The sequence below is a fragment of the Nocardiopsis coralliicola genome, from assembly GCF_054779695.1.
This window is the reverse complement of the sequence record NZ_BAAGXT010000053.1, coordinates 1-26,408: the sequence shown is the minus strand read 5'-3', so window position 1 is coordinate 26,408 and position 26,408 is coordinate 1. Positions and strand designations below refer to the sequence as shown.

Here is a 26,408-nt window from a genome sequence, read left to right as displayed (position 1 = left end):
GCCGGCCCCCGCCGCGCCGCCCGCGCAAGCGCCCCCGCCCGGAACCCGGGCAGGGGCGCGAACGGCCCGGCGGGCCGCGTCCGTGTCCTGCACGGCCGGTGCCCGCGCGGCGGGTTACATCCCGTCCGGGTCCGGGCCCAGGCGGTTGCCGGAGTCGAGCGCGGAGACGCGGGCGACCTCGGCGTCGCTCAGCGCGAAGCCGAACACGTCGAAGTTCTCCGCGATGCGCGACGGCGTCACCGACTTGGGGATGGCGACGTTGCCCACCTGGAGGTGCCAGCGGAGCACCACCTGCGCCGGGGTGGCCCCGTGCGCCTGGCCGATCTCGGCGAGCACGGGCTCGTCGAGCAGGCCCTTGCCCTGGCCGAGCGGGCTCCACGCCTCGGTGGCGATGCCGTGCTCGGCGTGCAGGGAACGCATCTTCTCCTGCGGGAAGTCCGGGTGCAGCTCGATCTGGTTGAGCGCCGGAACCACGTCGGCCTCGGCCAGCAGGCGCCCCAGGGTGGCCTCGGTGAAGTTGGAGACGCCGATGGCCTTCGCGCGGCCGCTGGCGTAGATCTCCTCCAGCGCCTTCCAGGTCTCGACGTAGGTGCCCTGGGAGGGCACCGGCCAGTGGATCAGGTACAGGTCCACGTACTCCAGGCCGAGCCGCTCCAGGCTCGCGTCGAAGGCGCGCAGGGCGGCGTCGCGGCCGTGCTCGTCGTTCCACAGCTTGGTGGTGACGAACAGGTCCTCGCGCGCGATGCCGGACTCGGCGATCGCCCGGCCGGTCCCGGTCTCGTTCGCGTACACCTTCGCGGTGTCGATGCTGCGGTAGCCGACGCGCAGCGCCTCGGCGACCGCGGTGTGCGCCTCGGCGTCCGGCACCTGCCACACGCCGAAGCCGAGCTGCGGCATGGACAGGCCGTTGTTGAGCGTCACAAACTCCATGTGCGGAGTCTTCCTCTCGTCGAGCTCTGATGGGTTTCGCGGGGATGGCGCGGTTCGGGGCGGGCAGAACCCGCTCAGGGCGTCCGGAGCAGGCCCGCGGTGACCGCCTCCGCGGCCGGCGGAAGCAGGCGCTCGGCGTCGGGGTGGTCCTCCAGCCCCACGACGACCGCCACGCAGATCTCCGCCGCGTCGGCGGGGTCGGCCGCGCTGCCGGCCTCGGTGAAGAGCCCGGCCAGCAGGGCGCGCACCTGCTCGGTGAAGTCGGCGCAGATGTCGGCGAACAGGCGCCCCTTGGCGTCCAGCAGCTCCGCCGTGTGCGGCGAGTCGCCGCGCAGCCGCAGCACCAGGCCGAGCTTGGCGCCGAGTACACCGCGGATGCGCTCGCCGGCCGGCCCGGGAGCCGCGGCGGCAGCGCGGGCGCCGGCGAGCGCCTCGTCGTGGAACCGCTGCGCCAGCCTGCGGAACGCGTCGTCCTTGCTGCGCACGTAGGAGTAGAGCGCCGAGCGGGACAGGCCCACGGCCTCGGCGATGTCGTCCATGGTGGTGCGGCGCACGCCGTAGGCGGACAGGCACGCATAGGCGCCGTCGAGGATCCCGTTCAGGCGGGCCTGCGCGCCCGGGGTTTCGGCCTCGGTGCCCATGGTCCGCCCCCTTCCGCCTCGGCCCCCTTCAACGTTTCGACATTCTGTGCACAGAATGTCGAAACGTCACCTGTCCGCATCGTAGTCCCTGGTGGCGGCCGCCGACAAGCGGGACCGGGCCGCCTCCGCCCCGGCTGACGCCGGCGACGGCGTCAGCCGGGGCGGCGCGCTTCGATGAGGAACCGGGTGGCGGTCGCGCGGAAGGCTCCGTCCCGGGCGATCTGCGCGTGCAGGGCGCGCAGCGGCCCGCGGTAGGCGTCCGCGCTGAAGCCGGGAACCATCCACACCACCTTGCGCAGGAAGTGCACGACAGCGCCGATGTCGAAGAACTCCACGGCAAGGTCGGCGGTGCGCAGGCCGGTGACTTCCAGCCCGGCCGCTTCCGCCGCCTGCCGCGCGTGCTCGGGGTCGCGCCGGCCGCGCACCTCGGGCGGCTGCGGCCCGAGGAAGTACTCCACCAGTTCGAACACGCTCGCCGGGCCGACCTCCTGGGACAGGTACGTCCCTCCGGGAGCGAGCACGCGCGCGGCCTCGGGCCAGTCGGCGCTCACCGGGTGGCGGGCCAGCACCAGGTCGAACGCACCGTCCGGGAAGGGCAGCGGGGCGCCGTCCGGATGCATGACGACCACCGCGCCGAGCGGGTGCAGCCGGCCGGCTGCCTCCGCGGCGTTGGGCGGCCACCCTTCGGTCGCTGCGGTGGTCCGCGGCAGGGGCGCCGCGCCGGCGAGCACCTCTCCGCCGCCGGTCTGCAGGTCGAGGGCCGAGTCCGCACGGGACAGCCGGTCCCGGATCAGCCGCTGGTACCCCCACGGCGGCCGCTCCTCGGTGGCCCTGCCCTCGAACCAGGAGAAGTCCCACCCCTCGACCGGAGCGGCGGCCGCCTCCGCCACCAACCGGTCGAACTCGGCATCCGCCGGCTCCTCGCCCGCGGCCGGCCGCGCGGGTCCGCTTTCGTCAGCCATGGGCCGACCCTTTCACCGCGCGCGGCCCGCCTGCCAGCGCATTTCCCGGCGGCGCCGATCCGCAGCACCGCCGGACCGCCGCCGCTGCGGACGGGCCTCCCCTGCTTCCGCAGACCTCTCAGCGCACCCACCGGTAGCGGTGCTCCGGCCGGCCCGCAGAACCGTAGCGGAGCCGCAGCTCGACCCGGCCGTCGCCGCAGAGGTGCTCGAGGTAGCGGCGGGCCGTGACGCGGGAGACTCCGGTGCGTTCGCCGACTTCGGCGGCGCTGAGCTCACCGTCGGCCTCGCGCAGCGCCTGGGCGACCAGGGCGCTGGTGGCGGCGGTGAGGCCCTTGGGCAGAGCACCGGCCGGAGCGGGGCGCAGCAGGCCGAACAGGCGGTCGACCTCGCCCTGGGTGGCTTCGCCGGAGCCGCGCAGCCGGCGGCGCGCGACGGCATACCGCTCCAGCTGATCGCGGAGGGCGCTGAGCGGGAAGGGCTTGAGCAGGTAGTGGACGGCGCCGCCGTGCAGCGCCGCACGCACCTGGTCGAGGTCGCGCACCGCAGTGATGACGAGGAAGTCCACCGCCGCGCCGGACGGCACCGCCCCCGCGCGGACCTCCCGCAGCACCGCCATTCCGGGGGCGTCGGGCAGGTAGAGGTCGAGCAGGACGAGGTCGGGGCGGAGCCGGGCGATCTCGGCGCGGGCCGCGGCCGCGGTGTGCGCGGTGCCGACCGCGGTGAAGCCGGGCAGCGAGTCGACGAGGTCCCGGTGGTTGCGCGCCACCCGGGCATCGTCGTCGACGACCAGGACCCGCGTCTGCGCGCCGCCCGGGCCGGAGGGCGGTGCTTCGGCCGCTCCGGGCGGCGGCTCGCCGGTCATGGCCTCTCCTCCCGCCAAGGCGTGTTCTGCCCGTGTCCCTCGCCGGCACGGCGGGCGGGGCCGCCCGCTACCGCGGGTCCGAAGCCCGACGGGGCCTCGGCACCACTGCCCTCGCCCGCCCGGCGGGGCAGATAGGCGGTGAACACGGCGCCTTCGCCACCGGATTCGCCGCCGGCTGCGCCGTCGGCGGCCGGCCCCTCGGCCGCGTCGGCGTGGAGCGCATCGGGCGGCAGCATGCTGATGCTGCCGCCGCGAGCCTCGCAGACCTGCCGGACGAGCGCCAGGCCGAGCCCCCGCTCACCGCTGCGGGACGCCTTCGTGGTGAAGCCGAAGGCGAAGATCTCCTCGGCCAGCCCGGCGCCGACCCCGGCCCCGGAGTCGACCACCCGCACCTCGACGACACCGTGCGGGAGGCCCTCGGCGTCGGGGTAGTCGCGGACGAACACCTCGGCCCAGCCGCCCGGACCTCCTTCGGCGGCCGAGTCCAGCGCGTTGTCGACGAGGTTGCCGAGCACGAGGACTGCGTCCGAGCGCAGCTCCGGCGCCAGCGGCTCGGCGACCCGCGACATCGGCGAGAGCCGCAGTTCGACCGAGCGCTCGGACGCCTGCGCCGACTTGGCGAGCACGATCGCGGCGAGCGCCGGATCGGCGATGCGCGCCGAAACGTCGCCGCTGGTGCGGGCGTGGGCGACGGAGAGGTCGTCGAGGAAGGCGCGGGCCTCGCCGTGCGCGCCGAGCTCCAGCATGCCGGCGAGGGTGTGCAGCCGATTGGCGTATTCGTGGGTCTGGGCCCGCAGCCCCCGGGTGGCGGTCCGCACGCCGTCCAGTTCGCCGGCGAGCCGGTCCAGTTCGGTGCGGTCCCGCAGAGTGACCACGGCGCCGGCGTCGGCGCCGCGGATGCGGACCGGCATCCGGTTGGCGACGAGTACGCGGGCTCCGGACAGCACCACCGTGTCGGCGCCGCTGCCGTGACCGCCGCCCGCGGGGGCGGTGCTGCCGGCGGCGGCATCTTCGGCGCCCTCCAGCACGTCGAGCAGCCGCTCGGGCAGGCCGAGACCGCGCAGCGGGAGCCCCTCGCACTCCGCAGGCAGCCCGAGCAGGGCGCGGGCCGGCTCGTTGACCAGCGCGACGCGGCCGCCGGCGTCCACCGCGAGAACGCCTTCGCGCACCGCGTACAGGAGCGCCTCGCGCCCTTCGAGCAGCGCGGTGATCTCGGCGGGCTCCAGGCCGTGCGTCTTCGCGCGCACCCGGCGGGACAGCAGCCAGGCGCCGGCCGCGCCGAGCGCGAGCGTTCCGGCGACGGTGCCGCCGATCAGCGGCAGCGCCGCGGCCGCCTCCGATTCGGCGTCGGCGTCGAGCAGGCCCACCGAGACGTAGCCGAGCACGGCACCGTCCTGGGTGGCGTCCCGGCTGCCGTCGCGGATGCTGTCCGCCATGACCGGCACCTTGGCGCGGATGGTGCGGCCGCGGGTACCGGTCTCCACACCGGTCCACTCCTCGCCGTGCGCCGCCGGGCCGGGCGGGGTCGAGACGCGCCGGCCGATCAGCTCCGGGTCGACGTGCGAGTGCCGGATCCCCTCCGGGCTGGCCACCACGATGTACTCGGCGCCGGTCTCGGCGGTGAGGCGCTCCGCCAGCGGCGCGATCCGCTCGGCCGGGTGGGAGCCGCCGAGCGCTTCGGCCACCTCGGGCATCTGGGCGACCGACCGGGCGATGGTCAGCACCCGCGCGGTGTAGTGGCGGTCCATGGCCCGGTCGTAGTGGACCAGCCACAGCGTGCCGGTCGCGGCGAGCACCAGCGTCAGCACCACGGCGAAGCCGATGAACAGCTCGCCGGTGAGGGTGGTCCGGCCACGGTGGGCTCGCACAGCCATACGGGAACTCCAGGGGAACGGTGCGGGCGGCCGGCCCAGCGGGGCGCGGCCGCTGGGAAGGGGGCGGCGCAGGCCCGCTCCGCGACCAATACGACCAGTATGACGCCAGCGTTAACAACGCAGGCCCGCGCCTGTGTCCACCCTCACACTGTCCTGTGGCCCGGACTGCACTGCACCCCTACCGGGCCGGGAATTGCGAGGAAGGAACTCCGATGAGGTTGCCCAGCGCCCTGGCCAGGGCGGCGGGAGGCGCCGCGGCCCTGGCACTCGTCGCCGTCGCTGTGGCGGACGTGGCGCGCAGCGCCGAGTCCGGTACGGGAGCGGCCGAGAAGCTGCTGCTGGTCGCGCCGGCCGCGCCCGGCGGCGGGTGGGACATGCTCGCCCGGGAGATGCAGAACGGCCTGCGCGAGGAGGGCCTCCGCTACAACGTGGAGGTCGACAACGCCGAGGGGGCCGGCGGCACGATCGGCCTGACCCAGACCGCGAACCGCGCCGGCCAGGACAACGTGCTCACCATGACCGGCCTGGGCATGGTCGGTGCCGTGGAGACCACCGGGTCGCAGCACACCATGGACGACGCCACCCCGATCGCGCAGCTGGCCTCGGAGTACCTGGTGGTCGTCGTGCCCGCGGACTCCCCCTACTCCGACCTCGACGACCTGGCGGAGGCGTGGCGGTCCGAGGCCGGGACGCTGCCGGTGGCCGGCGGGTCGATGGGCGGCGTCGACCAGATCTTCGCGGCGCGCGTCGCGGAGGGCATGGACGTGCCCCCCGGCGGCATCAACTACCTGCCCTACGCGGGCGGCGGCGAAGTCCTCACCTCGCTGCTGTCCGGCACCTCCGAGGTCGGGTTCGGCACGCTCGGCGACTTCACCGACCAGATCGACGGCGGCCGGCTGCGCGCGCTCGGCATCTCCTCCGGGGAGCCGATCGACGGCGTGGACGTGCCCACCCTCACCGAGTCCGGCTACGACGTGGAGATGTCGAACTGGCGCGGCGTCATCGCACCGCCCGGGCTGTCCGACGCCGAGGCCGCCCGGCTGGAGGAGCTCACCGCCGAGCTGCGGGAGTCGCCGGCGTGGGCCGACACCCTCGAGCGCAACCGGTGGACCGACACCTACCAGGACCGTGAGGACTTCGCGCGCTTCATCGACGACGAAGTCGCCATGGCCCAGGAGACCGTAGAGGAGCTGGGACTGTGAGCCCCCGACGCAGCAGCGGAACCGCCGCCTCCCCCGGAGCGGCGCCCCCGGAGGGGACCGCGTCCGGTGCCGCCCCCTCCCCCGAGGACGGCGCGGCGGCCGGCACCGCCCGCGGCACCACCGCGCCTGAGCCGGACGGCGCGGCAGAAGCCCGCTCCCCCGAGGACACCCCCGCCGGCGGCGGCACCGGTACCGCGGCCCCGGATCCGGAGGAGACGGAGTGGACCGGCCGGCAGGCGTGGTCCTTCCCCGCGATCACGGCGGCGTTCGGCGCGGTCTGCCTCTACGGCGCGGCCACGATTGAGACGCCCCCGCACGCCGCCTCCCCCGGCCCCGCAGCCATGCCCGCGGTCGTCGGCGCCCTGCTGCTGGTGACGGCCGCCTGCATGGCCGCGGTGGTCCTCCGCACAGCGCGGCGCGGTACCGCCCCGGCGCCCGCGGTGCCGACCGCGTGGCGGCCGGTCCTGCTGGTGATCGCGGCGCTCGCGGTGCACGCCGCGGTGCTGCCCGCGGTCGGCTGGCTGCTGTCCGGCGCCGCCCTGTTCTGGACGGTCGCCTACGCGTTCGGAGCGCGCTCCCCGGTGCGCGACACCGCCGTCGCCCTGGCCATGTCGGCCGCGGTGCAGGTGGGCTTCTCTCTCGGGCTGGGACTCAACCTGCCCGGCGGTGTTCTGGAGCTGGTGCTGTCGTGATCGAATCCCTCTCCCTCCTGCTCGGCGGCTTCGCCAATGCGCTGAGCCTGGCGAACCTGATGTGGGCGTTCGTCGGCGTGCTGCTCGGCACCGCCGTGGGCGTGCTGCCCGGCATGGGCTCGGCGATGGCGGTGGCGCTGCTGCTGCCGGTCACCTTCCGGATGGACCCGACGGCGGCGTTCATCCTGTTCGCCGGCGTCTACTACGGCGGCATGTTCGGCGGCTCGACCACCTCGATCCTGCTGAACACGCCCGGCCAGTCGTCGTCGATCGCGACGACGTACGAGGGCCACAAGATGGCGCTCAAGGGGCGCGCGGCCCAAGCGCTGGGCACCGCGGTCATCGGCTCGTTCATCGCGAGCATCATCGGCACGCTCGTCGTGGCGCTGTTCTCGCCGGCGATGGTGGCGCTGGCGCTGCAGTTCGGCCCCGGCGAGTACTTCGCGCTGACCGCGTTCTCCTTCGTCGCGGTGGCCGCCGTCGTGTCCGGGTCGGCGCTGCGCGGCATCGCGTCGCTGCTGATCGGGCTGGCCGTGGGCATGGTCGGGATCGATACCCAGAGCGGGGCCGCCCGGTTCGACTTCGGTCTGCCTGTGCTGCTGGACGGCATCGACATCATCATCGTCACCGTGGGCCTGCTGGCGCTCGGCGAGGTGCTCTACGTTCTGGCGCGGGGCAACGCGGCCCCCGACCTGAGCTCGATCCGCTCGGGCACGCCGTGGCTGAAGCGCCGCGACCTCCGCAGGTCGATCGGCCCGTGGGCCCGCGGCACCCTGCTCGGCTCGGGCTTCGGCCCGATCCCGGGCAGCGGCGCGGAGATCCCGACCTTCCTTTCCCTGGGCCTGGAGCGCAAGCTGGCGGAGCGCCGCGAGAAGCGCGGCGGGGCCAAGAGCGAGTTCGGGCACGGCGCCATCGAAGGCGTCGCCGGCCCGGAAGCGGCCAACAACTCCAGCGCGGCCGGCACCCTGGTGCCGCTGCTGGGCCTGGGGCTGCCGACGTCGGCGACGGCCGCGATCATGCTCGCCGCGTTCCAGCAGTACGGACTGCAGCCGGGCCCGGTGCTGTTCGAGCGCAACGCCGACCTGGTGTGGACGCTGCTGGCCAGCCTGTTCATCGGCAGTGTGCTGCTGCTGGCGATCAACCTGCCGTTCGCGCCGCTGTGGGCGAAGCTGCTGAAGCTGCCGCGGCCCTACCTGTACGCCGGCATCACCCTGTTCTCGGTGCTGGCGGTGTATGCGATCAACGCCTCGACGGCGCACCTGGCGATCCTGCTCGCGGTGGCGCTGCTCGGCTTCGCGATGCGCCACTTCGGCGTTCCGGTGGCGCCGGGGCTGATCGGCGTGGTGCTCGGGCCGATCGCGGAGAGCGAGCTGCGGCGGGCACTGGCGGCGTCGTCGGGCGACCCGGCGATCCTGGTCGGCTCGCCGATCTCGATCGGGCTGTACGTGCTGATGCTGCTCGCCGCGGCGCTGGCGGGCGTCTCCACCGTGCGCAAGTCCCGCGCCCGGCGGGCCCGCGCGGCCGCCGCCGCGTCGGCGGAGGACACCCCGGCCGGAGTCTGACCGGGCCGGGCCGCAGGTTCGGCCTCCGGCCCGGACAGGGCCGGTCCGGCCGCGGCGAGGGGCCGCACCGCTATCCGTCCAGCGGTGCGGCCCCTCTGCTGCTGCGACCGACCTCGGCCGGCGGACCGTCAGTGGCCGTGGCCGCCGGCGGGGACCGGGACGTCGGGGGCGTCGATGGTGCGCGGCGCCTCGTCCTCGGTGCCCGGCTCGACGACGGTGAACTGGCCCATCATGCCGTTGTCCTCGTGTTCGAGCATGTGGCAGTGGTACATGTACGGCGTCTCGGGGTCGGTGTGGTCGCCGAACTGCACCGCCAGCCGGACCGTGGTGCCCGGCGGCACCTGCACGGTGTCCTTGCGCCCGGCCAGGTAGGCGGGTGGCGGCGCGCCGTCGATGTCCATGACCTGGAACGCGACGTCGTGGATGTGGAAGCTGTGCGCCACCGACGGGTTGGACACCTCCCAGACCTCGACGGCGCCGGCCGGCACCACTTCGTCGATCCGGGCCATGTCCATGGCGCCGCCGTTGATCGTGCTCGTCCCCTCAAGGCTGAAGGTGCGCACCGTGGCGCCGTCCTCGGGCACGATGTCGGCCGTGTCCACCAGCTCTCCGGGGACCGACGGCGAAGTCTCCGGAGCGGCGCCGGCGCGCACTTCCAGCACGTCGAAGGTGTCCTCGGCGCCGGCGATGCGGTTCTCCAGGCCCGAGCCGGAGTTGCGGGGCGGGAAGCTGCGCAGCAGCGCCTCCTCCCCTTCGGCGAAGTCAACGACGATCTCGGCGCGCTCGCCCGGCGACAGCGGTATCCGGTCCACCTCGGCGGGCTCGCGCAGCATCCCGGTGTCGGTGGCGATGACCTGGAAGGACCGGTCGTCGGTGAAGCCGAAGTCGTAGGAGCGGGCGTTGGACCCGTTGAGGACCCGGAACCGGACCGCGCCCGCGGGGACGTCGAGGTAGGGCGCGTGTGTGCCGTTGACCAGCAGCGTGTCGCCCATCAGGCCGTAGAGTTCCTGAGCGCCGAGCGCACCGGGCCGCAGGTCGAGCTCGCCGTCCGGGGTGAACCGGCGGTCCTGCACGATCAGCGGGAAGTCGTCCACGCCGTACTCGGAGGGCAGCGAGGCGGGCTCTTCGCCGTCGTCGACGAGGATCATGCCGCTGACGCCGCGGTAGACGTGCGGCCCGGTGGCGCCGTGCAGGTGGGGGTGGTACCAGAGGCTCGCGGCGGGCTGGTCGACCGTCCACTCCGGCGACCAGGTCTTGCCCGGTTCGATCATCTGATGCGGGCCGCCGTCCATCGCGGCGGGCACCCGCATGCCGTGCCAGTGCAGCGTGGTGGGCTCGGCCAGGCTGTTGGTGACGTCCATGGCGACGTCGTCGCCGCGCTCCAGCCGCAGCGTCGGGCCGAGGTAGGCGCCGTTGACACCCCAGGTCGGCGTGGACACGCCGGGCAGGAGCTCCGATGTTCCCGACTGGATGTCCATCGGAAAGCGCTTGCGGCCCTCGGCGTCGGTTGTGGGCTCCAGCACCGGCGGCACCGCCAGCGGGGTGGCGAACTCCAGTGAGTCCGCGGTGCTGGTGTGGGCGCTGGTGTAGACGACGGCGGCGATACCCGCGCAGGCCGTGAGCAGCACGGCAGTCACGAGCGAGATCCACACGGCCAGCCGCCGGGCGATGCCGCGCTTCGGGCGGCGCCGGGGCGGCACCGGAGGGTGGATCGGGTTACCCATAGCGTTCTCCAGGGGGATGCAGTGCGGGACCGCGGAGCGGTGCAGCGCCGGATGTCCGCAATGCCGTGAATGTAGGAGTGCGGTCCGCAGCGGCACATCGTCCGCCGGATGTCTCCCGCCTACGCCGGGAGATGTAGGGGGCGGGCCCGGCGGTCGTAAGGGCGGGGGATCCGGACTCCAGGGGCGAAACCGGTCCTGCACGGGGCCCAAAAAACGAAAACTCCTCAGATTCGGTGAACCGGTTCGTTATCTCCAGCATCCAATGCTGTGTCGGTAAGGATTCGACTTTGGAGGACCCCATTCACCGCAGGACCAAACTCGGAATCGCCGCGGCCGCATCCGTCCCCCTCGTCCTCACCGGGGGGATCGCGTTCGCCGAATTCAACGACGCACCCGCCCAGCCGGCGGCAGCGCCCGGCGACGGCGCTGAGTCCCCGATCCCGCCGGTCGACGTGAACGGTGACGGCACCGCCGACACCGTGGTCTCCGGTACCCGCGACGGCGGCGAGGGCGCCAGCTACGCGGGCGTGCTCCTCGGCGGCGAGGACGGGCTCGACCCGGAGCGCTCCTCCGTGGTGGACCGCGCCGACCTGGGTATCCCGGAGGGCGGCGAGGACGACACGGCGCTGGACCCCATCGGCACCGGCGACCTCAACGGCGACGGCCACACCGACCTGATCCTGGACGCCGGCACCGGCTACGTCGCCTGGGGCGGTCCGGACGGGCTCACCGGCGAAGCGGTCGAGCTGCCGTGGCTGAGCTACGACGACCCGATGGCGCTGGCCGCCGTCTCGCTGGCCGTGGCCGACATGGACGGCGACGGCAGCACCGATGTCGCGGTCCTCGACCACGTCCAGGGCAGCCCGGTCGGCGAATACGAGACGGCCTTCCACCGCGGCCCGTTCGACGAGTCCGGCGCGCCCGCGGCGACCGAGCCGCTCGAACTGCCCGCCGAGGCAGAGGACGGCAGCATCGAGGCGTTCGACGCCGACAGCGACGCCTCCGCCGACCTGCTGCTGCGGCTGAACGCCGACGAGTCGCCCGTCTCGCACATCGTGCTGCCCTCCACCGAGGCGGGTCCCGCCACCGGTGACCCGGTGGAGACCCCGGCCGGGCACGCGATCGCCACCGGCGACACCGACGCCGACGGCACGACCGACCTGCTGATCGGCGCGCACGGCATCCCCAACAACGAGAACCCGCCCGGTGACGACGACCCCGAGCTGCACCCCGGCCGAGTGGACGCCTACCTCGGGTTCGACACCGGCGCCGAGCCGGTGCGCACCACCCGCGACTCCGAGGGCGTCCCGGGCGACGCCGAGGACGCCGACGGCTTCGGCTCCTCGGTCGCGACCGGCGACGCCGACGGCGACGGCTACACCGACACCGCCGTAGCCACCGGCCCGTTCCACTCCACCAAGGCGTTCACCGTCCTGCCCGGCGGCCCGGACGGCCCGACCGGCGCCGGCTCGGCGACCGTCACGATCGACGACCCCAGCGGCGGCTGGTGGAACATCGACACCTTCGCCGACGTCAACGGCGACGGCATCGACGACCTCCTGCTGAGCACCGCCAGCCTGGAGGAGGCCGGCAGCAGCTACACCCTCTACCTCGGCACCGCCGACGGGCTCTCCGAGGAGCCCGCCGCCGAGTTCACCACCGAGGGCCTCTGACCGGCGCCCGGCGGCCCAGCCGCCGGCTCTGACACAGCGCGGGGCGGAGCCGCAGTACGGCTCCGCCCCGCTTCTGCTGGGCCCGGCCGATCACCAGGCCACGCTGATGGCGCCCGTCGCCAGGGCCGCCGCCGTCATCACCGCGGTGGTGCCGAACGCCCAGCGGAACAGGAACCGCTGGTGCTCGCCGAGCGAGACCCCGCACAGCCCGATCAGGATGAACGTCGCCGGCGTCAGCGGACTCAGCGGGAACCCGGTGGTCATCTGGCCGAGGATCGCGGCGCGGCCGATCTCCACCGGGGCGATGCCGAAGTGCGACGCGCTCTCGGCCAGCACCGGGAGCACGCCGAAGTAGAACGCGTCCGGCGTGAAGACCAGGCTCAGCGGCATCGAGGCGAGCGCGACGAGCACCGGCAGGAACCCGCCCACCTGCTCGGGCACGACCGCCACCAGGCCCTCGGCCATGCCTTCGATCATCCCGGTACCGGTCAGGACACCGGTGAAGACGCCGGCGGCGAAGATCATCGTGGTCACCAGCACAACGCTGCGGCCGTGCCGCTCGAGGAACGCCTGCTGGTCGCTCCACCGCGGCATGTTCACCATGGCCGCGACGGTGAAGGCGATGACGAACAGCACCGGAAGCGGCATCACCTCGACGACGAGGGACGCGATCAGGACCACCGTCAGCAGGAGGTTGGCGGCCATCCGCACCCCGCCCGCCGGCCCGAGGCCCTCGGCGCGGCCCTCCCCCGCTTCCGCGCCGCCCGCGGCCGGCGCACCGGAATCCGCAGCGCCGCCCCCCGCCGCCGCGCCCTCGGCCGCGGAGCCTTCCGGTACGGCCTCTACGGGGACGGCGTCTGCCGGAGCCGGCTCCGCGGTGCCGCCCAGGGCCGGGGCCGCCAGGGCGAGCCGGCCCAGCCGGGCCCGCTCCTTGCGGCCGAGCCACCAGGCCGACGCGAGCACCCAGGCGATGCCGGCCAGCATCGCGGGCACCAGCGGCGTGAAGATCTCGGCGGAGGTGGCGTCGAGCACCGCCATGGCGCGCGCCGTCGGACCGCCCCAGGGGATCATGTTCATCACGCCCGCGCCGAGGCCGACGACTCCGGCCAGGAGCAGCCGGCTCATGCCCAGCCGCCGATAGACCGGGAGCAGCGCGGTGACGGTGATGAGGAAGGTGGACGCCCCTTCGCCGTCCAGCGCGACCACCATGGCGAGCACCGCGGTCCCGACGGTCACCCGCATCGGGTCGGCCTGGGCGATGCGCAGGATGAGCCGGATGACCGGGTCGAACAGCCCGGTCTCGATCATCAGGCAGAAGTAGAGCACCGCGAAGGCGATCATGATGCCGGTGGGCGCGACCGTGCTGAGGCCCTCCAGGATGTGGTCGCCGAGCTCGGGGCCGAAACCGCCGATGAGGGCGAAGGGGAGCGGCACCAGCACGAGCGCGGCCAGCACCGAGACGCGGTTCGTCGCCACCAGCACCAGGAAGACCGCGATGGTGCAGAGCCCGAGGACAGCCGTCATCCGCCCAACACCTCCAGATTGTCCGGGCTGCGCGCCCGAGTTGCCCAGATCACAGGGAATGCGGAACGAGTGTCCTCATCTGGGGGACGGCCTGTCCAACACAGAAAGCCGATAGGGCTATGCGCCCCGGGCATGGACGGCGGACCGCCCGGCCCGGGGCGGCGGGTCAGATGGCGCCCTCGGCGCGGAGCGCGGCGAGGCGCTCCGGCGGGATCCCCAGCCAGTCGCCGTACACCAGGTCGTTGTCCTCTCCGAGTTCCGGGCCCGTGCGCCAGACGTGCCCCGGGCGCTCGTCGAAGCGCGGCACCACCCCCTGCATGCGCACCGGGCCCAGGTGGCGGTCGTCGACGGTGACGATGTCGCCCCGCTCCGCGTAGACCGGATCAGCGGCGATGTCGTCGGCCGCGAAGATGCGCGAGGCCACCACGTCGGCCTCGGCCAGCGCGTGCAGGGCGGTCTCGGCATCGCGCCCGGCGATCCAGCGGCGCAGCTGGGCGCCGAGTTCGGCCGCGCCCGCCGACTGCTGCTCGACGGTGGCGTACTCCTCCTCGGGCAGCCCGAGGAGGCGCACGACGTTGAGCACCGACCGGCGGGTCGCCGAGGTGACCGTGATCCACTCGCCGTCCGCGCTGGGATAGGTGTCGATGACCGCGGCGGGGGCGACCGGGAGCCGGTTGCCCTGCCGCGACGGCGCCTCGCCGAGCTGGTCGTAGGCGATGATCTGCCACTCGACCAGCCGGAACAGCGGCTCGAAGAGGGCCAGGTCGATCCACTCCCCGCCGGCGCCGGGGTCGCGCTCCCTGCGGTAGAGCGCGGCGAGCACGGCGTGCGAGCCCATCAGGCCGGCCACCGCGTCGCCGTGCGAGAAGCCGGTGTGCACCGGGGGGCCGCCGGGCTCGCCGGTCAGGTGGACGACGCCGCTGCGCGCCTCCCCCGCCTTCCCGAACCCCGGAGCGTCGGCGAGCGAGGACGTCGCCCCGAATCCGGAGATCTGCAGCACGACCGCGCGCGGGTTGCGCTCCCGCACGGTGGCCGCGTCCAGCCCCCACTCCCGCAGCCGCGCGGCCCGGAAGGTCACGATCACGACGTCGGCCCAGTCCACCAGCTCCCCGGCCACCTCGCGTCCCGGCGCCGTGCGCAGGTCGAGCGTGACCGAGCGCTTGTTGCGCCCGGAGACCTTGAACCAGAGCCGGACGCCGTCCCGCTCCGGCCCCATGGCGCGGGCCGCATCGCCGTCCCCGGGCGGCTCCACGTGCACGACGTCGGCGCCCATGTCCGCCAGCAGCGACCCGGCCATCGGCCCGGCCACGACGTGCGCGAACTCCACTACCTTGAGCCCGTCAAGCTGGCCCCAGCCGCCCGTCTCCGCTCGGGCGCGCCCGCCCTCGGCGCTCTGCCGCTCCACTGCGCCTCCTCCACGCCGGCCGCGCGGCGGGCGTGTCCCGCCGCGGCTTGGGGTCAGCATGCGTGCCGGTGCTGAGCTCCGTCCAACATCGAAAGTGCATGGGGCGATGCACCCGCTGCGCGGTCCCGCCGCGCCCGCGCCGAAGCCAAGCGCAGGGCCGGCCGGCGGATCAGGCCGCCCAGGCCACGTCGTCGGGCAGGTCGAACGCTCCGGCGCGCAGTTCGTCGAGGAGCTGGAGGAAGCGCAGCGCGGCGCCGGACAGCGGCCGGTCCACCGGCCACATGACATCGAGCCGCCGCCGCACCGCCGGCGCCTCGAGCGGCCGGTGCTCGACCGCGGCGAACCCCACCAGAGCGCGGACCAGGGCCGGCAGCGCGGTCACCCCCGTGCCGGCGGCGACGAGCCCGCCGGCGGTCGCCACGCTGGTCGCCTCGACGGTGCCGGGTCCGGGGCTTCCGCCGGAGCGCGCGAACGCCGCGTCGGTGAGTGCCCGGACACTGGAGTCGGACTCGAGCGCGATGAACCGCTCCGGGCGCAGGTCGGCCCAGGCCAGGGCGGACCGCTCGGCCAGCGGGTGCCCGCGCTGCACGACGGCGGCGAACCGGTCGTGGACCAGCGGCAGCCCCTGCAGCCACGGGGCGCCGTCGCCGGAGGCGGTGATGGCCAGGTCGGCCCGGCCCTGTTCGAGGTCGGCGAGGACCGCGCGGGAGAGCCCGTCGCGCACGGCGACGTCGATACCGGGCCAGCGCTCGCGGAAGGCGACGACCACCGGCGGCAGCAGGACCGCGGCGGCCGACGGCAGCGCGGCCACCGTCACCGTTCCGCCTCCGCCGTCGACGAAGCACTGCAGCCGCCGCATCCCGGCCCGGTGCACGCCCAGGACGTGCTCCGCCACGTCGAGCAGCTCCTGCCCCTCCTCGGTGAGGGCGACACTGCGCGAATCGCGCAGCAGCATCCGGGCGCCGAGGACCCGCTCGATGTCGGCCACCGTCCGGCTCAGCGACGACTGCGACACCCGCAGGTCCTCGGCGGCAGCGGTGAAGCTCAGCCGCCGCGCCACCGAGGCGAACACCGAGAGCTGCCGCAGAGTGAGGTCCATGGCCGAGAACCCTACGCGCCCGGCGGGGCCCGCCCGCGGCAGGGACCGACCGGATGATCAGGCGCTTCGCAGCCGGGGGCGGCCTCCGGGCGGCAGCGGACGTCCGCTAGCGTCACCGGGACGGGCAGACCGGACCGAAGGGCGGGACCATGGGCGCACGGCACTCCAGGAAGGCGGCGGCCCGGACCCGGGCGGAGATCGCGCGGCGGTGGGCGCCCCGGGGGCTGGGTGCGCTGTTCACGGCGGCGGGGATACTGCATTTCGCTGCACCGCGCCCGTTCACCCGGATCGTGCCCCGCGGGCTGCCCGCGCCGGAGGCGCTGGTCGCCGCGAGCGGCGCGGCCGAACTCGTCTGCGGCGCCGGGCTGCTGGCCGGACGCCGCTGGGCCGGCCCGGCCAGCGCCGCGCTGCTCCTCGCGGTCTGGCCGGCCAACGTGCAGATGGCGCTGGACGCCGACCGGGGGCGCATCCCCGGGCCGCTCGGCAACCGCGCCCTGGCCTGGGGCCGCGTCCCGCTGCAGATCCCGCTGATCTGGGCGGCGCTGCAGGCGCCGGCGGCCGATGGCGGCCGGGGCTGAACAGCGGCGCAAAGCCCCGGGCGCGGGGGCGCGCTTACGCCCGCGTTACGCCCTGCGCGCGTAGCGTGGAGGCAACGGCTACCCCGGTCTGAGGTGGACATGATGGGTCAACTGCAGCGCCTGCTCCGGCGCGTCCTCACGCTCGTCCGCAAGGATCCCCACAAAGCCGACCGGCACCTGCACACGGCGGCCGATGCGGTGAAGAGGCGCACCGGCGGCAAATACGACCGGCACATCAACAAGGCCGCCGGCGCGGCATCGAAGTACCTGCGCAAGCAGGCCCGCCGGCCCGGGCGGGGCTCGCACGGCCCGGTGCCGCCCTACCGGCCCGACGGACGCGACCCCCGATGGGACCGGTGACGCACGCCGCGCTCCGGGCCGGCCGCCTCCTCGGTGGCCAGAAGGCCCCGGGCCGGAACCCTTCGGTTCCGGCGCGCTCGGGCGCCGCGGTAGAACCGCTCGCCCCCTCCGGGCGGGCGCGGCCCCGCCCCACCTGCCCGGGTGCGGCACCCGCCTGCAGCGCACCGGCGCGGGCCCGGCGATGACCGGCCATCGGCACCATCGGCACCCGCCCTCGTTCCCGCCCGTCGCGAGCACGGACGCCGGGGAGAGGGCCGGGTCCGGTCACGGCTCCAGGCGCAGAGCCGCCGAGGCCGTGCCGCAGCCAGCCGGGAAGTGCCGTCTCCCCTAGCCTGGACGGTCCGCCTTCGGCCGACCGCGGCAGGCACCACCACTGGAAGTGAGGCTCCATGACCACCACGCCCCCCGCCCGCACTGAGGACCTGCGCGCCGAGATCGCCACCGCGATCTCCACCGGACGCGAACTCGGCCCGGAGTTCGACAGCGAGCTCGCCGACTCGCTGGCCACCCGCATGGAGGCGGAGGTCGCGCCGAAGGGCGAGGAGAAGGAGAAGCAGGAGACGCGCCTTGTACGGACGCGCAAGGTTGCGGGGTGGGGCGCGCTGAGTATCGGGGCCGCCGCATGGGCCGCCGAGTCCACCCCCGAGGGAATGGCGTGGGGGATCCTCGCGGTGGTCGCGGTCGTGCTGCACGTGGTGCGCTCCTGGCGGTCCTGACCCGCCGCCCGGACCGGGCCGCCGGCGCGCACTGCGCGCCCCGTCCGCCGCGCCGCCGGCTCACCGGCAGACCGCGTCCACGTCCAGGAACCGACTGCGAGGCGGTGCCCGCCCCCTTCCGCCGCCTGCAGGGGTTTCCGCCCGTTCGGGATCCGGCTCCGCCGTGGTCCGCCCGGCACCGGAGCGGCAGGGTACCGCCGGCGTACCAGCGGGCACGGCGCCCGTGCGCGGGCCGGAGGGGAGCCGGCGGACCCCGGACCGGGTGACCGGTCGGGCCGCACGGCACCTGGTGGCTGCCGCGTGCGGGCGCCTCGGCCACCGGGACAGCACCGGGGCGATCGGGGACCGGGCCCGCGGCCGGCATCGGAGCGAACCCGGAGCCGGCACGCGAAAAACCCCGGGCCGGAAGCGCTCTCACGCCTCCGACCCGGGGTTGTGCTGTGCACCAACAGGGACTTGAACCCCGAACCCACTGATTAAGAGTCAGTTGCTCTGCCACTTGAGCTATTGGTGCCGGTCCGGCCGCGGAACTCCGCGCCTGTCGACGGGTTCTACTGTACCGGACTCCCGGGGGTGGGGCGGACGCGCCGGAGGCGGTGCCGGTCACACCTCAGCGGGCGTCGGCGACACCGGTGGGCGCCGCGTCCGGAGCGGTGCGCAGCCGCGCGGCTTCGGCGCGGGCGGCGGACGAGGCGGCCGGGCGGGCCGCGGCGGCATAGGCGCCGGCGAGGCTGTCCAGGGCGTCGGCGAGGAACGACGGCCAGCCGCGGGTGCGCCAGAGCGCCACCGACTCCTCCAGCGTGGCCACCGCGGGCCCGGAGCGGCCCTCGGCCAGGTGGATCTCGCCGATCAGGGTGAGCGAGTCGGCGAGGTGGTGGTCCATGCCGTGGCGGCGGCTCAGCTCGGCTGCGGTGCGGGCGGTGGCCAGCGCCGCCTCGTCGCCGACGGCCGTGTACAGCCGGGTCAGGTAGAGCAGTGAGAACACTTCGGCGTAGCGGTCGCCGAGCGAGCGGGCCATGTCCAGCGACCGCAGCAGGTTGGTGCGGCCGGTGTCGATCCGGCCGGAGAGGCACTGGGCTGCGCCGAGGAACTGCATCGCCGTCGCCTCGAACCGCGAGTTGCCGATCAGCCGGGCGAGCTCCAGCGCCTCGGTCAGGTGCCCGATCGCGTCCTCGATGCGCTGTCCCTCGTAGGCGGCGATCGCGAGCACGTGGTAGGCGCGGGCCTGGCCGCCCAGGTAGCCGATGCCGCGGGCGCGCTCCAGGGACCGCTCGGCCGCCTCGGTCGCGGCCTGGTGGCGGCCCTGCGAGACCAGCCCCCAGGTGCGCATCACCAGGGCGTCGCAGATGCCCCGCGGCTCGTCCAGCTCGCGGAAGAGCGCCTCGACGCGGTCGGCCTGCTCCAGCATGGCGCCCATGGCATCGCCGGGCGCGCCGGGCGTCACCCAGGTCACGAGGTCGGCCATGCCGCGCAGCAGCGCGGCCTCGCCGAACCGGTTGCCGGCGGCGCGGCAGGCGGCGAGCGCCAACTCGTGCGTGCGGCGCCAGTCGTCGAAGCGCCCGCGCACGTCGAAGTACTTCTCGATGCTGCCCGCCAGGTCCCAGGCGGCCTCGTCGCGGCCGAGCTCGCACGCCTGGCGGACCGCGGCGGCGATCGCCTGCCACTCGCCGTCGAACCAGCCCATCGGGTCGTTCAGCGCCTCACCGGCGGCCTCCGACGGCAGCGGCCAGCGGTCCGCTCCGCCGTGCAGGGTGGCGTAGCAGGCACCTGGGATGTACTCGGTGGCCTGCTCGGCCAGCCACAGCCAGGCGCCGAAGGCGCGGTCCAGCGCCGCGGTGTGCTCCGGGTCGGCGAGGCCGAGCTCGCGCGCGTAGAGCCGGACCAGGTCGTGCATCCGGTACCGCAGCCGGCCGCCCCGGGAGAACTCGGTGACCAGCTGGGCGTCGACCAGCGCGGACAGCGGCTCCGCGGCCTGCTCGACACCGACGTCCAGCAGCGCCGCGACGGTCCACTCCGCGGCGTCGGGCACGTCCAGGGCGCCGAGCAGCCGGAACGCCCGCTGGGCGCGGCCGCCCAGGCCCCGGTGGCTGAGTTCGATGGAGGCGCGGACAGCGCGGTCGCCGGAGGAGAGCTCGTCCAGCCGGCGCCCCTCGTCGCCGAGCATCCGCACCATCCGCTCCAGGGGCCACTGCGGCCGGGCCGCCAGGCGGCCGCCGACGATGCGCACGGCCAGCGGCGTGTAGCCGCACAGCCGCACCAGCGCCGCCGCGTCCCCGGGCGCCGCGGCGACCCGCTCGGGGCCGACGATGCGGCCCAGCAGCTCAGCGGCCTGGCCGGGGGCGAGCACGTCGAGGGGGATGTGCCGGGCGCCGTCGAGGCCGGTGAGCCGGGCCCGCGAGGTGACCAGCACCGAGCAGCCGGCGCCGCCGGGCAGGAGCGGCGCGATCTGCGCGGCCGACGCCGCATCGTCGAGGACGACGAGCATCCGCCGTTCGGCGAGCAGGCTGCGGTAGAGCGCGGCGCGGTCTTCGGCCCCCTCGGGCAGCGCGGCACCGTCGATGCCCAGCGCGTGCAGGAAGCCGGCGAGCACCCGGGCCGGGTCGACCGGTGCTTCGGCGCCGCGGAGGTCGGCGTAGAGCTGGCCGCCGGGGTGGTCGGCGGCCGCCGCGTGCGCGGCGTGCAGGGCCAGCGACGTCTTGCCCACCCCGCCCATGCCGGACACGGCGACGACCGGCACGCTGCCGGGCGGGCGGCCGGCGGCCAGGTGGGCGCGGATCTCGTGCAGGTGGTCGCCGCGCCCGGTGAAGTCAGCGAGGTCGGCGGGGAGCTGGGCGGGCACCGCCGCGTCCCCGCCGGCGGGCCCGCCGGCGGCAGCGCCCGCCCGTGTCTCGGCCGAGCGGCCGCCCGGCGCGGGCGGCGCATACGGCGAGTCCAGTGCGGGCTCCTCGCGCAGGATGGCGGTGTGCAGTGCGCGCAGCTCCCGGCCCGGGTCGACGCCGAGCTCCTCGGCGAGGAGCTCGCTGCCGCGGCGGAACACGTCGAGCGCCTCGGGGGCGCGGCCCGTGCGGTACAGCGCGAGCATCAGCGCGCCGCGCATGCGCTCGCGCAGCGGGTGCTCGGCGACGAGCGCGGTGAGTTCGGCCACCAGCCCGTCGTGGCGGCCCAGGTCGAGCTCGGCGCGGACCAGGTCTTCCGTCGCCGACCAGCGCTCCTCGTCCAGCCGCGCGGCCTCGTCGCGGATGCCGGGGGTGTCGGCGATGCCGCCGAAGGCCGGGCCGCGCCACAGGTCGAGCGCCTCGCGCAGGAGTTCGGCGGCGCGGTCCAGCGACCCCCCTTCGGCGGCGGCCCGGGCCCTGCGGCGCAGCCGCTCGAACCGCGCGGCGTCGAGGTCGGCAGGGCCGGCCTGGAGGCGGTAGCCGCGCACCTCGCGGGCGATCTCGGGGGCGCCGCCGAGCGCCTGGCGGAGGTGGTGGATATAGACCTGGAGGCTCTTGTGGGCCGACGGCGGCGGCGCGCCGTCCCAGAGCGCGTCCTTAAGGCGGTCCTCCGGGACCGGCGCGGAGGGCGAGCAGAGCAGCAGCGCGAGGAGGCGCGTCAGCTTCGGTGAGAGGCGCACCGCGCGCTCCCCGCCGCCGGCGTCGCGCACTTCCACAGCGCCCAGGACCGCGAAGCGCATGCACGTTCCTTCCCTGGAGCCTGCGGGCCGCCGGGCCCGCAGAGCCGTCCTCGAGCGGATGCACCGTCCCCGGAATGGCACGCCCGCCCCCGTGCTTGCGGGGGAGGCGTCGGAGGCCCGCGGGGCCCTCCGCTGGGCTCCAACCGTAATGCAACCGGGATCCATCCGGCACCGGACAGAATCGCTGCCTGAGGGGGACCCCGGGCCAGTACGGGGACGCCCCCGGACCGACCAGGACGGCGTTCGGAGCAGAGGGGAGCTCCGAGCGGGGAGGTACGGGGGACGGTACGGCGGCGGCTCTCGGCCGGCGGGACAAGCCCGCGCCGGCCGGGAGCCGGCGTCGTTGCAGGGGCCGCGCCCCCCCCGGTCAGCCGGAGTCCGCCCGGCGGCTGGGCGCCGGTACCGCGTCGAGGAAGGCGCGGGTGGCGGGCGACGGGTTGAAGCTGCTCCATGCCAGGTACTGGACGCGCGTGGGGCCGTCCGCCACCGGGATGCAGCGCAGTACCGCGCCTGCCGCAGCCATCCCTACGGCGGGTGGGTCTACCTCAGTCCGCCGGCCGTTCTCGAACCGGGGGCGCGCACCGGCCGGTACCGGCGCGGCACGACCACCCTGCTGGTCGACGAGGCGGGCGGCTCGCGCATCGCGGCCGGCGACCTCGCGATCGCGGTCCTCGACGAACTCGAGAAGCCTTCGGGAGAGCAGCACCTGACGGTCGCCGGCTGACGCGCCGGGCGCCGCAGACCCGGCGGCCGCGGGCCCGCCCGTGCAGCCTCTCCCCGCCGGCAGCCGGCGCACGGGGCCCGGCCGCACGGCCGGGCCCCGTGCAGCGTCACCGCTTCGCGGTCCGGCGCGCCGTTCCGGCGGGGCGCCGGCGGCCGCGTGCGCGCTTGGCGGACCGCCCGGTGAGCCCGGACTGCGCCAGGCTGGACCGCACGGGGGCGGGAGAGGAGGAGTGCTTCCGCGCCCGGTAGGCGGCGGCCTTCCTGGCCAGCCATCGGAAGGGGGCGAAGTCGGTCGGTTCACTACCGGCTTCCGGGTGCCATTGGACCCCCATTGCCGGCCACTTCCCCGGCGACGCCGACCGCGCGCCCTCCGTCTCGAGTGCCTCGGCGACCCCGTCTTCGGCGCGGGCCACCACCCGCAGCCCGCCGCCGACCCCGGAAACCCCCTGATGGTGGAAGGTATGGACCTGGAACTCCGTGGACCCGGAGAATTCGGCGAGCGCGCTTCCCTCGTGCAGAGTGACCCGGTGCAGCGAGAACCCGGTCGCGGACTTCTGGTGGATATCGGTGTGCACGACGTCGGGGAGGTGCTGGTGCAGGTCTCCCCCCTGGAAGACGTTGAGCATCTGCATGCCCCGGCAGATCCCCAGTACCGGCATCCTCTTCCGTTTCGCCGCCGCGACCAGGGCGCGCTCCGCCGCATCGCGCTCGCCGTCGGGGGCGCCGGTGTGCGGGCTCCGCTCCGCACCGTAGTTCTCCGGGTCTATGTCCGACCCGCCCGTGACGACCAGCGCGTCGAGGTTCCTCAGGTACTCGTCCGGATTCTCCGCGACTTCCCGGACCGCCGGCAGAATGTAGACGACCGCGTTCGGGGCGATCTTGTCGCAATAGTCCTTCCGGGCGACGACGGCCTGCTGCGGAAATCCCGGAGAGTACTCGATGTTCTGCACGGGGGCTGTGATCCCAATAGTGATCATCCGGTTGGATTCCTGTCAGTTTTCGGCGTTTCGGGGGGGGGCGGCCGCCAACCACGGTGTACGCCGCTTTCCGCCCGGCGGCAAGACCGGCGGCCGCGCAACCGCGAGCTGAGAGAGAGCCGAATCCGGGAATGTCGGCGCCGCACACGGCGGAGTAGCGCGGGCAGCGGCTCGACCGCATGGCCGCCGAGCGGCCGCCGGCGCGGCCCTTCCGAAACGCTCAGGAGCGGGCCGGGGCCGCGCGCCCCGAGCCGGGCGCAGTACCGGCCCGGAGAATCAGGGGCCGGAGCAGAACGAAGCCCCGGGCCAGGACCACCGCCATGGCGGCCGGTTCCCAACCCGGGGCTTCTTCGGTGCACCAACAGGGACTTGAACCCCGAACCCACTGATTAAGAGTCAGTTGCTCTGCCACTTGAGCTATTGGTGCCGGTGTACCGCGGGGCTGTCCGGATGGACGCCCTGCGCGACGGAGTTGATTCTAGCACCGCCCGCACGCGCCGGCGAACGCCTTTCCCGGGGGCCTCGCCGGAGCCGGCCGGGGGTGGGGAGCCCGGCCTGCGGGTGCGCGTTGCCTGCCCGGACCCGGAAACCGGGTCCGGGCAGGCAGCGCGCGGGGGGCTTGGCTCAGCTCCAGGTCATGACCACGGCGACGATGATCGCGATGGCCACGAGCGCGCCGACGCCGGCGAGCACGTAGGGGGTGACGGGGCGGCGCGGGGCCTCTTCCGGCTGCTGGTTCTCCGAGACGAACCGGCGGAACATCGTCGTCGATCCCGCGGGATCCTGTTCTTCAGTGTTGTCTGGCATGCGGTTGACACTAGCGACTCCGAGCCCCTTGTGCGCACCCCCCGGCGGGAACTCGTCCGGTCACCGCAGGTCCCGCACCGCAGCGGTTTGCGGCGTTCAGCCCGCAATCAGCCCCGAGTGGGCGGACTCCGGAGCCCCGGCCGCGCGCAGGGCGAGGCCGGCCGCTCCGAGGGCGCCGTCGCCCGCGGCCAGGGGGGCGGCGCCGATGCGCTCGGCCACCCGGGCGCGGACCTGTTCGGCGACCGGCCCCGCGGAGAGGACCGACCCGGCGAGGACCGCCGCCGGCGCGGCTGGGCCGCCTGGACCGCCGGCCGCGGGGGCGACGACGCTGAAGGTCTCCACCAGCCGGTCGGCGGCGGCCGCGCAGACCTGCGCGGCGGGGCCGGGCCCGGCGGCGGCCGCGGCGGTGACGTCGGGGGCAAGCGCCCCGAGCTCCGCGGGCGGGCGCGCGTAGACGGCGCGCACGATGGCCTGGGGGTCGCCCGGAGCCGCATCCAGCGCCGCGGCGAGCCGGCCGGTGAGCACGGTGGGCGCGCCGCGGCCGTCGAGGGCGGCGAGAGCGGCGCGCAGCCCTTCCAGCGCGATCCACACCGCCGACCCGGCGTCGCCGAGCAGCCACCCGTAGCCGTCGCAGCGGGCCGCGACGGCACCGCCGGCGATGCGCGCCGCGACCGCGCCGGTGCCGGCGATCAGCACCGCGCCGTCCGGACGGGCGGTGCCCGCAGCGAAGGCGATGGCGATGTCGTCGGTGACCTGCGGTTTGACGCCCGTCCCCGGCCCGTCCAGGCCCGCTTCGGCCCAGGCCCGCTCGGCCAGTACGACAGCCCGCTCGTGCCCGGCCGCGGACGCGCCGGCGGCGCCGAGCACGGCGGCGCGGACGCTGATCTCGCCGGCGGCCGCGCGCGCCGCGCCGGCCGCGGTGCGCAGCGCTTCGGCCAGAGCGGCGCCCGGGTCGGCACTGGAGAACTGGTTGGCGCCACCGGAGAGCCCGCGCCCGAGCACCCGCCCATCCGTTCCGGCGACGACGCACCGCGTCGACGTCCCGCCCGCATCCACCCCGACCACCACGTCACGTGTCATGCCGCCGACCCTAAGGCGCGCGGGGGGCCTCCACCAGGCCGGGCCGCGGCGGCGCAGCGGCGCCGGCGGCGCCGCGCGGGCTGGCGCCCTGCGCAGCCGGCCCCCCCCGCGGATTCCGCGGCTCCCCCTCCTTCCGGCGGCGGGAGAAGCGGACACTCCGAGTGAAAGCAGACCGCCAGCACGTTGAAAGGCGGCTCTTGCACAGTGGAGACCCTCGGAGGGGTCCGGCCGGTACTTCCCCGCGGTCGGCAGCCGCTCCGGGGGCGGAGCGGGGCGCAGCCTGGCCGTACGCCACGGCGTCGGCCGCGCGTGGGGAATCGGATCCCCGGGGCCGGAGGACGGACGGCCGCGGGGTGCGGGCTCGGAGTTCTTCCGGCCCGCGCCTGGCAGGGCGGGCGTGGGGATGGCCGCCCTTGCCAGGCACCCGCCCCCGGCGCCGCACCGTCCGCTCCTTTTCACGGCATGGGGGCCCTGCACACGCGGGGGTCGGGAAAGGGGCCGCGGCGCCGGGGGCGCGGCTCACGGGGAGCCGGGGGAACCGGGGGTGCCGCGGGGGCCGGATCCGTCCGGGGCTGCCGACGGGGCAATGAGGAATCGCGGGTCGCCGCCGAGCGCGGCGGCCATCCGCGCGGCGGGGGCCTCCTCATCGTCCCGCTCCAGCCGCCCCACCCGCTCCGCCAGGCCGGCCAGCTCGGCCCCCGGGTGCGTGGACAGCCACGCGGCGGCCGTGCAGAGCGGCAGCGGCAGTCCGCCGGCGAGCTGGACGAGCCGCTCGGCCGCGCGCGGTTCTGCATCCACCCGGTCGGCGCCGACGCGGCCGCGCAGCAGCTCCACCCCGTCGGCCGCGTCCAGGGGGCCGACGCCGACGGCGGTCAGCCCGTTGCGCGCGATCAGGTCGCCCATCCAGGTGCCGGCGGCGACCAGCACCGCGCAGCCGTCACCGCCCGGCAGCAGCGGGCTGACCTGGCCGGAGTGCTGGGCGTTGTCGAGGACGACGAGCACCCGCAGCGGTGCCGTCACCGTCCGCAGCAGTGCGGAGCGCTCGTCGAGGCCATCCGGCAGGGCTCCGCCGACGCCGAGTGCGCGCAGGAAGCGCCCGGCGACCGCCAGCGGATCACCGCCAGAGCGCAGGTCGGCGAAGAGCCGGCCGTCGGGGAACCGCTTCGCCGCGGAGTGCGCCCAGCGCAGCGCCACCGCCGAACTGCCGCCGCCCGGCCAGCCGCCGAGCAGCACCCCGGCGCCGCGCGGCGGATCCGGCAGCCGGTCGTCCACCGCGGCGAGGTGGGCGTTGCGGCCGGAGAGCCCGGACGGCGGCTCCGGCAACTGCGCGGGCGCGCTGCG

At 75.3% G+C, this 26,408-nt stretch carries 21 protein-coding genes, 2 tRNA genes and 1 pseudogene; 7 read left to right on the top strand and 17 right to left on the bottom strand.

The window, feature by feature from the left end:
- Positions 1-114: 114 nt before the first annotated feature.
- The 5 genes from ACYVGT_RS24880 to ACYVGT_RS24860 form a co-directional block, all read right to left on the bottom strand.
- Positions 115-930: an aldo/keto reductase gene (locus tag ACYVGT_RS24880; protein ID WP_460862833.1), complete on the bottom strand. Its 816-nt coding sequence runs from the start codon at positions 928-930 to the stop codon at positions 115-117.
- Positions 931-1,004: 74 nt separating this feature from the next.
- Positions 1,005-1,571, bottom strand: coding sequence for a TetR/AcrR family transcriptional regulator (locus ACYVGT_RS24875; RefSeq protein ID WP_460862832.1), 567 nt, complete (start codon positions 1,569-1,571; stop codon positions 1,005-1,007).
- Positions 1,572-1,723: 152 nt separating this feature from the next.
- Positions 1,724-2,533 carry a class I SAM-dependent methyltransferase gene (locus ACYVGT_RS24870; protein ID WP_460862831.1) on the bottom strand — a complete coding sequence of 270 codons (810 nt, stop codon included), beginning with the start codon at positions 2,531-2,533 and terminating at the stop codon, positions 1,724-1,726.
- 118 nt (positions 2,534-2,651) lie between these two features.
- Positions 2,652-3,395: a response regulator gene (locus tag ACYVGT_RS24865; RefSeq protein WP_460862830.1), complete on the bottom strand. Its 744-nt coding sequence runs from the start codon at positions 3,393-3,395 to the stop codon at positions 2,652-2,654.
- Entirely contained in the window at positions 3,392-5,269 is a 1,878-nt protein-coding gene (locus tag ACYVGT_RS24860; RefSeq protein WP_460862829.1) for an ATP-binding protein, read from the bottom strand. The genes ACYVGT_RS24865 and ACYVGT_RS24860 overlap by 4 nt, the downstream gene beginning before the upstream one ends.
- Positions 5,270-5,481: 212 nt before the next feature.
- Here ACYVGT_RS24860 and ACYVGT_RS24855 point away from each other — a divergent pair, with 212 nt between their 5' ends.
- Genes ACYVGT_RS24855 through ACYVGT_RS24845 form a run of 3 tightly spaced genes read left to right on the top strand, consistent with a single transcriptional unit; the run spans position 5,482 to position 8,725 of the window.
- On the top strand, positions 5,482-6,471 hold the full coding sequence (locus ACYVGT_RS24855; protein ID WP_460862828.1) for a Bug family tripartite tricarboxylate transporter substrate binding protein: 990 nt from the start codon (positions 5,482-5,484) through the stop codon (positions 6,469-6,471).
- Complete coding sequence (locus ACYVGT_RS24850) at positions 6,468-7,163, top strand: tripartite tricarboxylate transporter TctB family protein (protein ID WP_460862827.1); 696 nt, start codon at positions 6,468-6,470, stop codon at positions 7,161-7,163. Before ACYVGT_RS24855 ends, ACYVGT_RS24850 begins: the two co-directional genes overlap by 4 nt.
- Before the next feature lie 59 nt (positions 7,164-7,222).
- Positions 7,223-8,725 carry a tripartite tricarboxylate transporter permease gene (locus ACYVGT_RS24845; protein WP_460862843.1) on the top strand — a complete coding sequence of 501 codons (1,503 nt, stop codon included), beginning with the start codon at positions 7,223-7,225 and terminating at the stop codon, positions 8,723-8,725.
- A gap of 128 nt (positions 8,726-8,853) precedes the next feature.
- Here ACYVGT_RS24845 and ACYVGT_RS24840 read toward each other — a convergent pair whose 3' ends face one another.
- Positions 8,854-10,449, bottom strand: coding sequence for a multicopper oxidase family protein (locus ACYVGT_RS24840; RefSeq protein WP_460862826.1), 1,596 nt, complete (start codon positions 10,447-10,449; stop codon positions 8,854-8,856).
- A 287-nt stretch (positions 10,450-10,736) separates the two neighbouring features.
- On the opposite strand from ACYVGT_RS24840, the gene ACYVGT_RS24835 reads away from it, so the two are divergent.
- Entirely contained in the window at positions 10,737-12,122 is a 1,386-nt protein-coding gene (locus tag ACYVGT_RS24835) for an FG-GAP-like repeat-containing protein (protein ID WP_460862825.1), read from the top strand.
- Between the two features lie 90 nt (positions 12,123-12,212).
- Here ACYVGT_RS24835 and ACYVGT_RS24830 read toward each other — a convergent pair whose 3' ends face one another.
- From ACYVGT_RS24830 to ACYVGT_RS24820, 3 genes are all read right to left on the bottom strand, one after another.
- The gene (locus ACYVGT_RS24830; RefSeq protein WP_460862824.1) at positions 12,213-13,646 is read right to left on the bottom strand and encodes a CitMHS family transporter; all 1,434 of its coding nucleotides are present in this window, start codon (positions 13,644-13,646) and stop codon (positions 12,213-12,215) included.
- A gap of 166 nt (positions 13,647-13,812) precedes the next feature.
- Positions 13,813-15,051: a CaiB/BaiF CoA transferase family protein gene (locus ACYVGT_RS24825; protein ID WP_460862823.1), complete on the bottom strand. Its 1,239-nt coding sequence runs from the start codon at positions 15,049-15,051 to the stop codon at positions 13,813-13,815.
- 169 nt (positions 15,052-15,220) lie between these two features.
- The gene (locus ACYVGT_RS24820) at positions 15,221-16,150 is read right to left on the bottom strand and encodes a LysR family transcriptional regulator (protein WP_460862822.1); all 930 of its coding nucleotides are present in this window, start codon (positions 16,148-16,150) and stop codon (positions 15,221-15,223) included.
- Between the two features lie 149 nt (positions 16,151-16,299).
- Between ACYVGT_RS24820 and ACYVGT_RS24815 the strand changes: the two genes are divergently transcribed.
- From ACYVGT_RS24815 to ACYVGT_RS24805, 3 genes are all read left to right on the top strand, one after another.
- Positions 16,300-16,728 carry a DoxX family protein gene (locus tag ACYVGT_RS24815; protein WP_460862821.1) on the top strand — a complete coding sequence of 143 codons (429 nt, stop codon included), beginning with the start codon at positions 16,300-16,302 and terminating at the stop codon, positions 16,726-16,728.
- A 102-nt stretch (positions 16,729-16,830) separates the two neighbouring features.
- Positions 16,831-17,088, top strand: coding sequence for an antitoxin (locus ACYVGT_RS24810; RefSeq protein ID WP_460862820.1), 258 nt, complete (start codon positions 16,831-16,833; stop codon positions 17,086-17,088).
- A gap of 389 nt (positions 17,089-17,477) precedes the next feature.
- A complete protein-coding gene (locus ACYVGT_RS24805; protein ID WP_460862819.1) occupies positions 17,478-17,804 on the top strand; it encodes a hypothetical protein in 327 nt (108 codons plus the stop codon).
- Between the two features lie 441 nt (positions 17,805-18,245).
- Here the strand turns inward: ACYVGT_RS24805 and ACYVGT_RS24800 are convergent.
- From ACYVGT_RS24800 to ACYVGT_RS24765, 8 genes and pseudogenes are all read right to left on the bottom strand, one after another.
- Positions 18,246-18,318 (bottom strand) — tRNA-Lys (locus ACYVGT_RS24800).
- Between the two features lie 96 nt (positions 18,319-18,414).
- The gene (locus tag ACYVGT_RS24795) at positions 18,415-21,480 is read right to left on the bottom strand and encodes an AfsR/SARP family transcriptional regulator (RefSeq protein WP_460862818.1); all 3,066 of its coding nucleotides are present in this window, start codon (positions 21,478-21,480) and stop codon (positions 18,415-18,417) included.
- 367 nt (positions 21,481-21,847) lie between these two features.
- Entirely contained in the window at positions 21,848-22,003 is a 156-nt protein-coding gene (locus ACYVGT_RS24790) for a hypothetical protein (protein ID WP_460862817.1), read from the bottom strand.
- Positions 22,004-22,310: 307 nt separating this feature from the next.
- Positions 22,311-23,180, bottom strand: a complete 870-nt coding sequence (locus tag ACYVGT_RS24785) for a gamma-glutamyl-gamma-aminobutyrate hydrolase family protein (protein WP_460862816.1) — start codon at positions 23,178-23,180, stop codon at positions 22,311-22,313.
- Positions 23,181-23,534: 354 nt separating this feature from the next.
- Positions 23,535-23,607, bottom strand: a tRNA-Lys gene (locus tag ACYVGT_RS24780).
- A gap of 197 nt (positions 23,608-23,804) precedes the next feature.
- A complete protein-coding gene (locus ACYVGT_RS24775) occupies positions 23,805-23,987 on the bottom strand; it encodes a hypothetical protein (RefSeq protein ID WP_460862815.1) in 183 nt (60 codons plus the stop codon).
- Between the two features lie 96 nt (positions 23,988-24,083).
- Complete coding sequence (locus ACYVGT_RS24770) at positions 24,084-25,067, bottom strand: N-acetylglucosamine kinase (protein ID WP_460862814.1); 984 nt, start codon at positions 25,065-25,067, stop codon at positions 24,084-24,086.
- Positions 25,068-25,586: 519 nt separating this feature from the next.
- Positions 25,587-26,408: pseudogene (locus ACYVGT_RS24765) on the bottom strand (AfsR/SARP family transcriptional regulator); the annotation flags it as partial.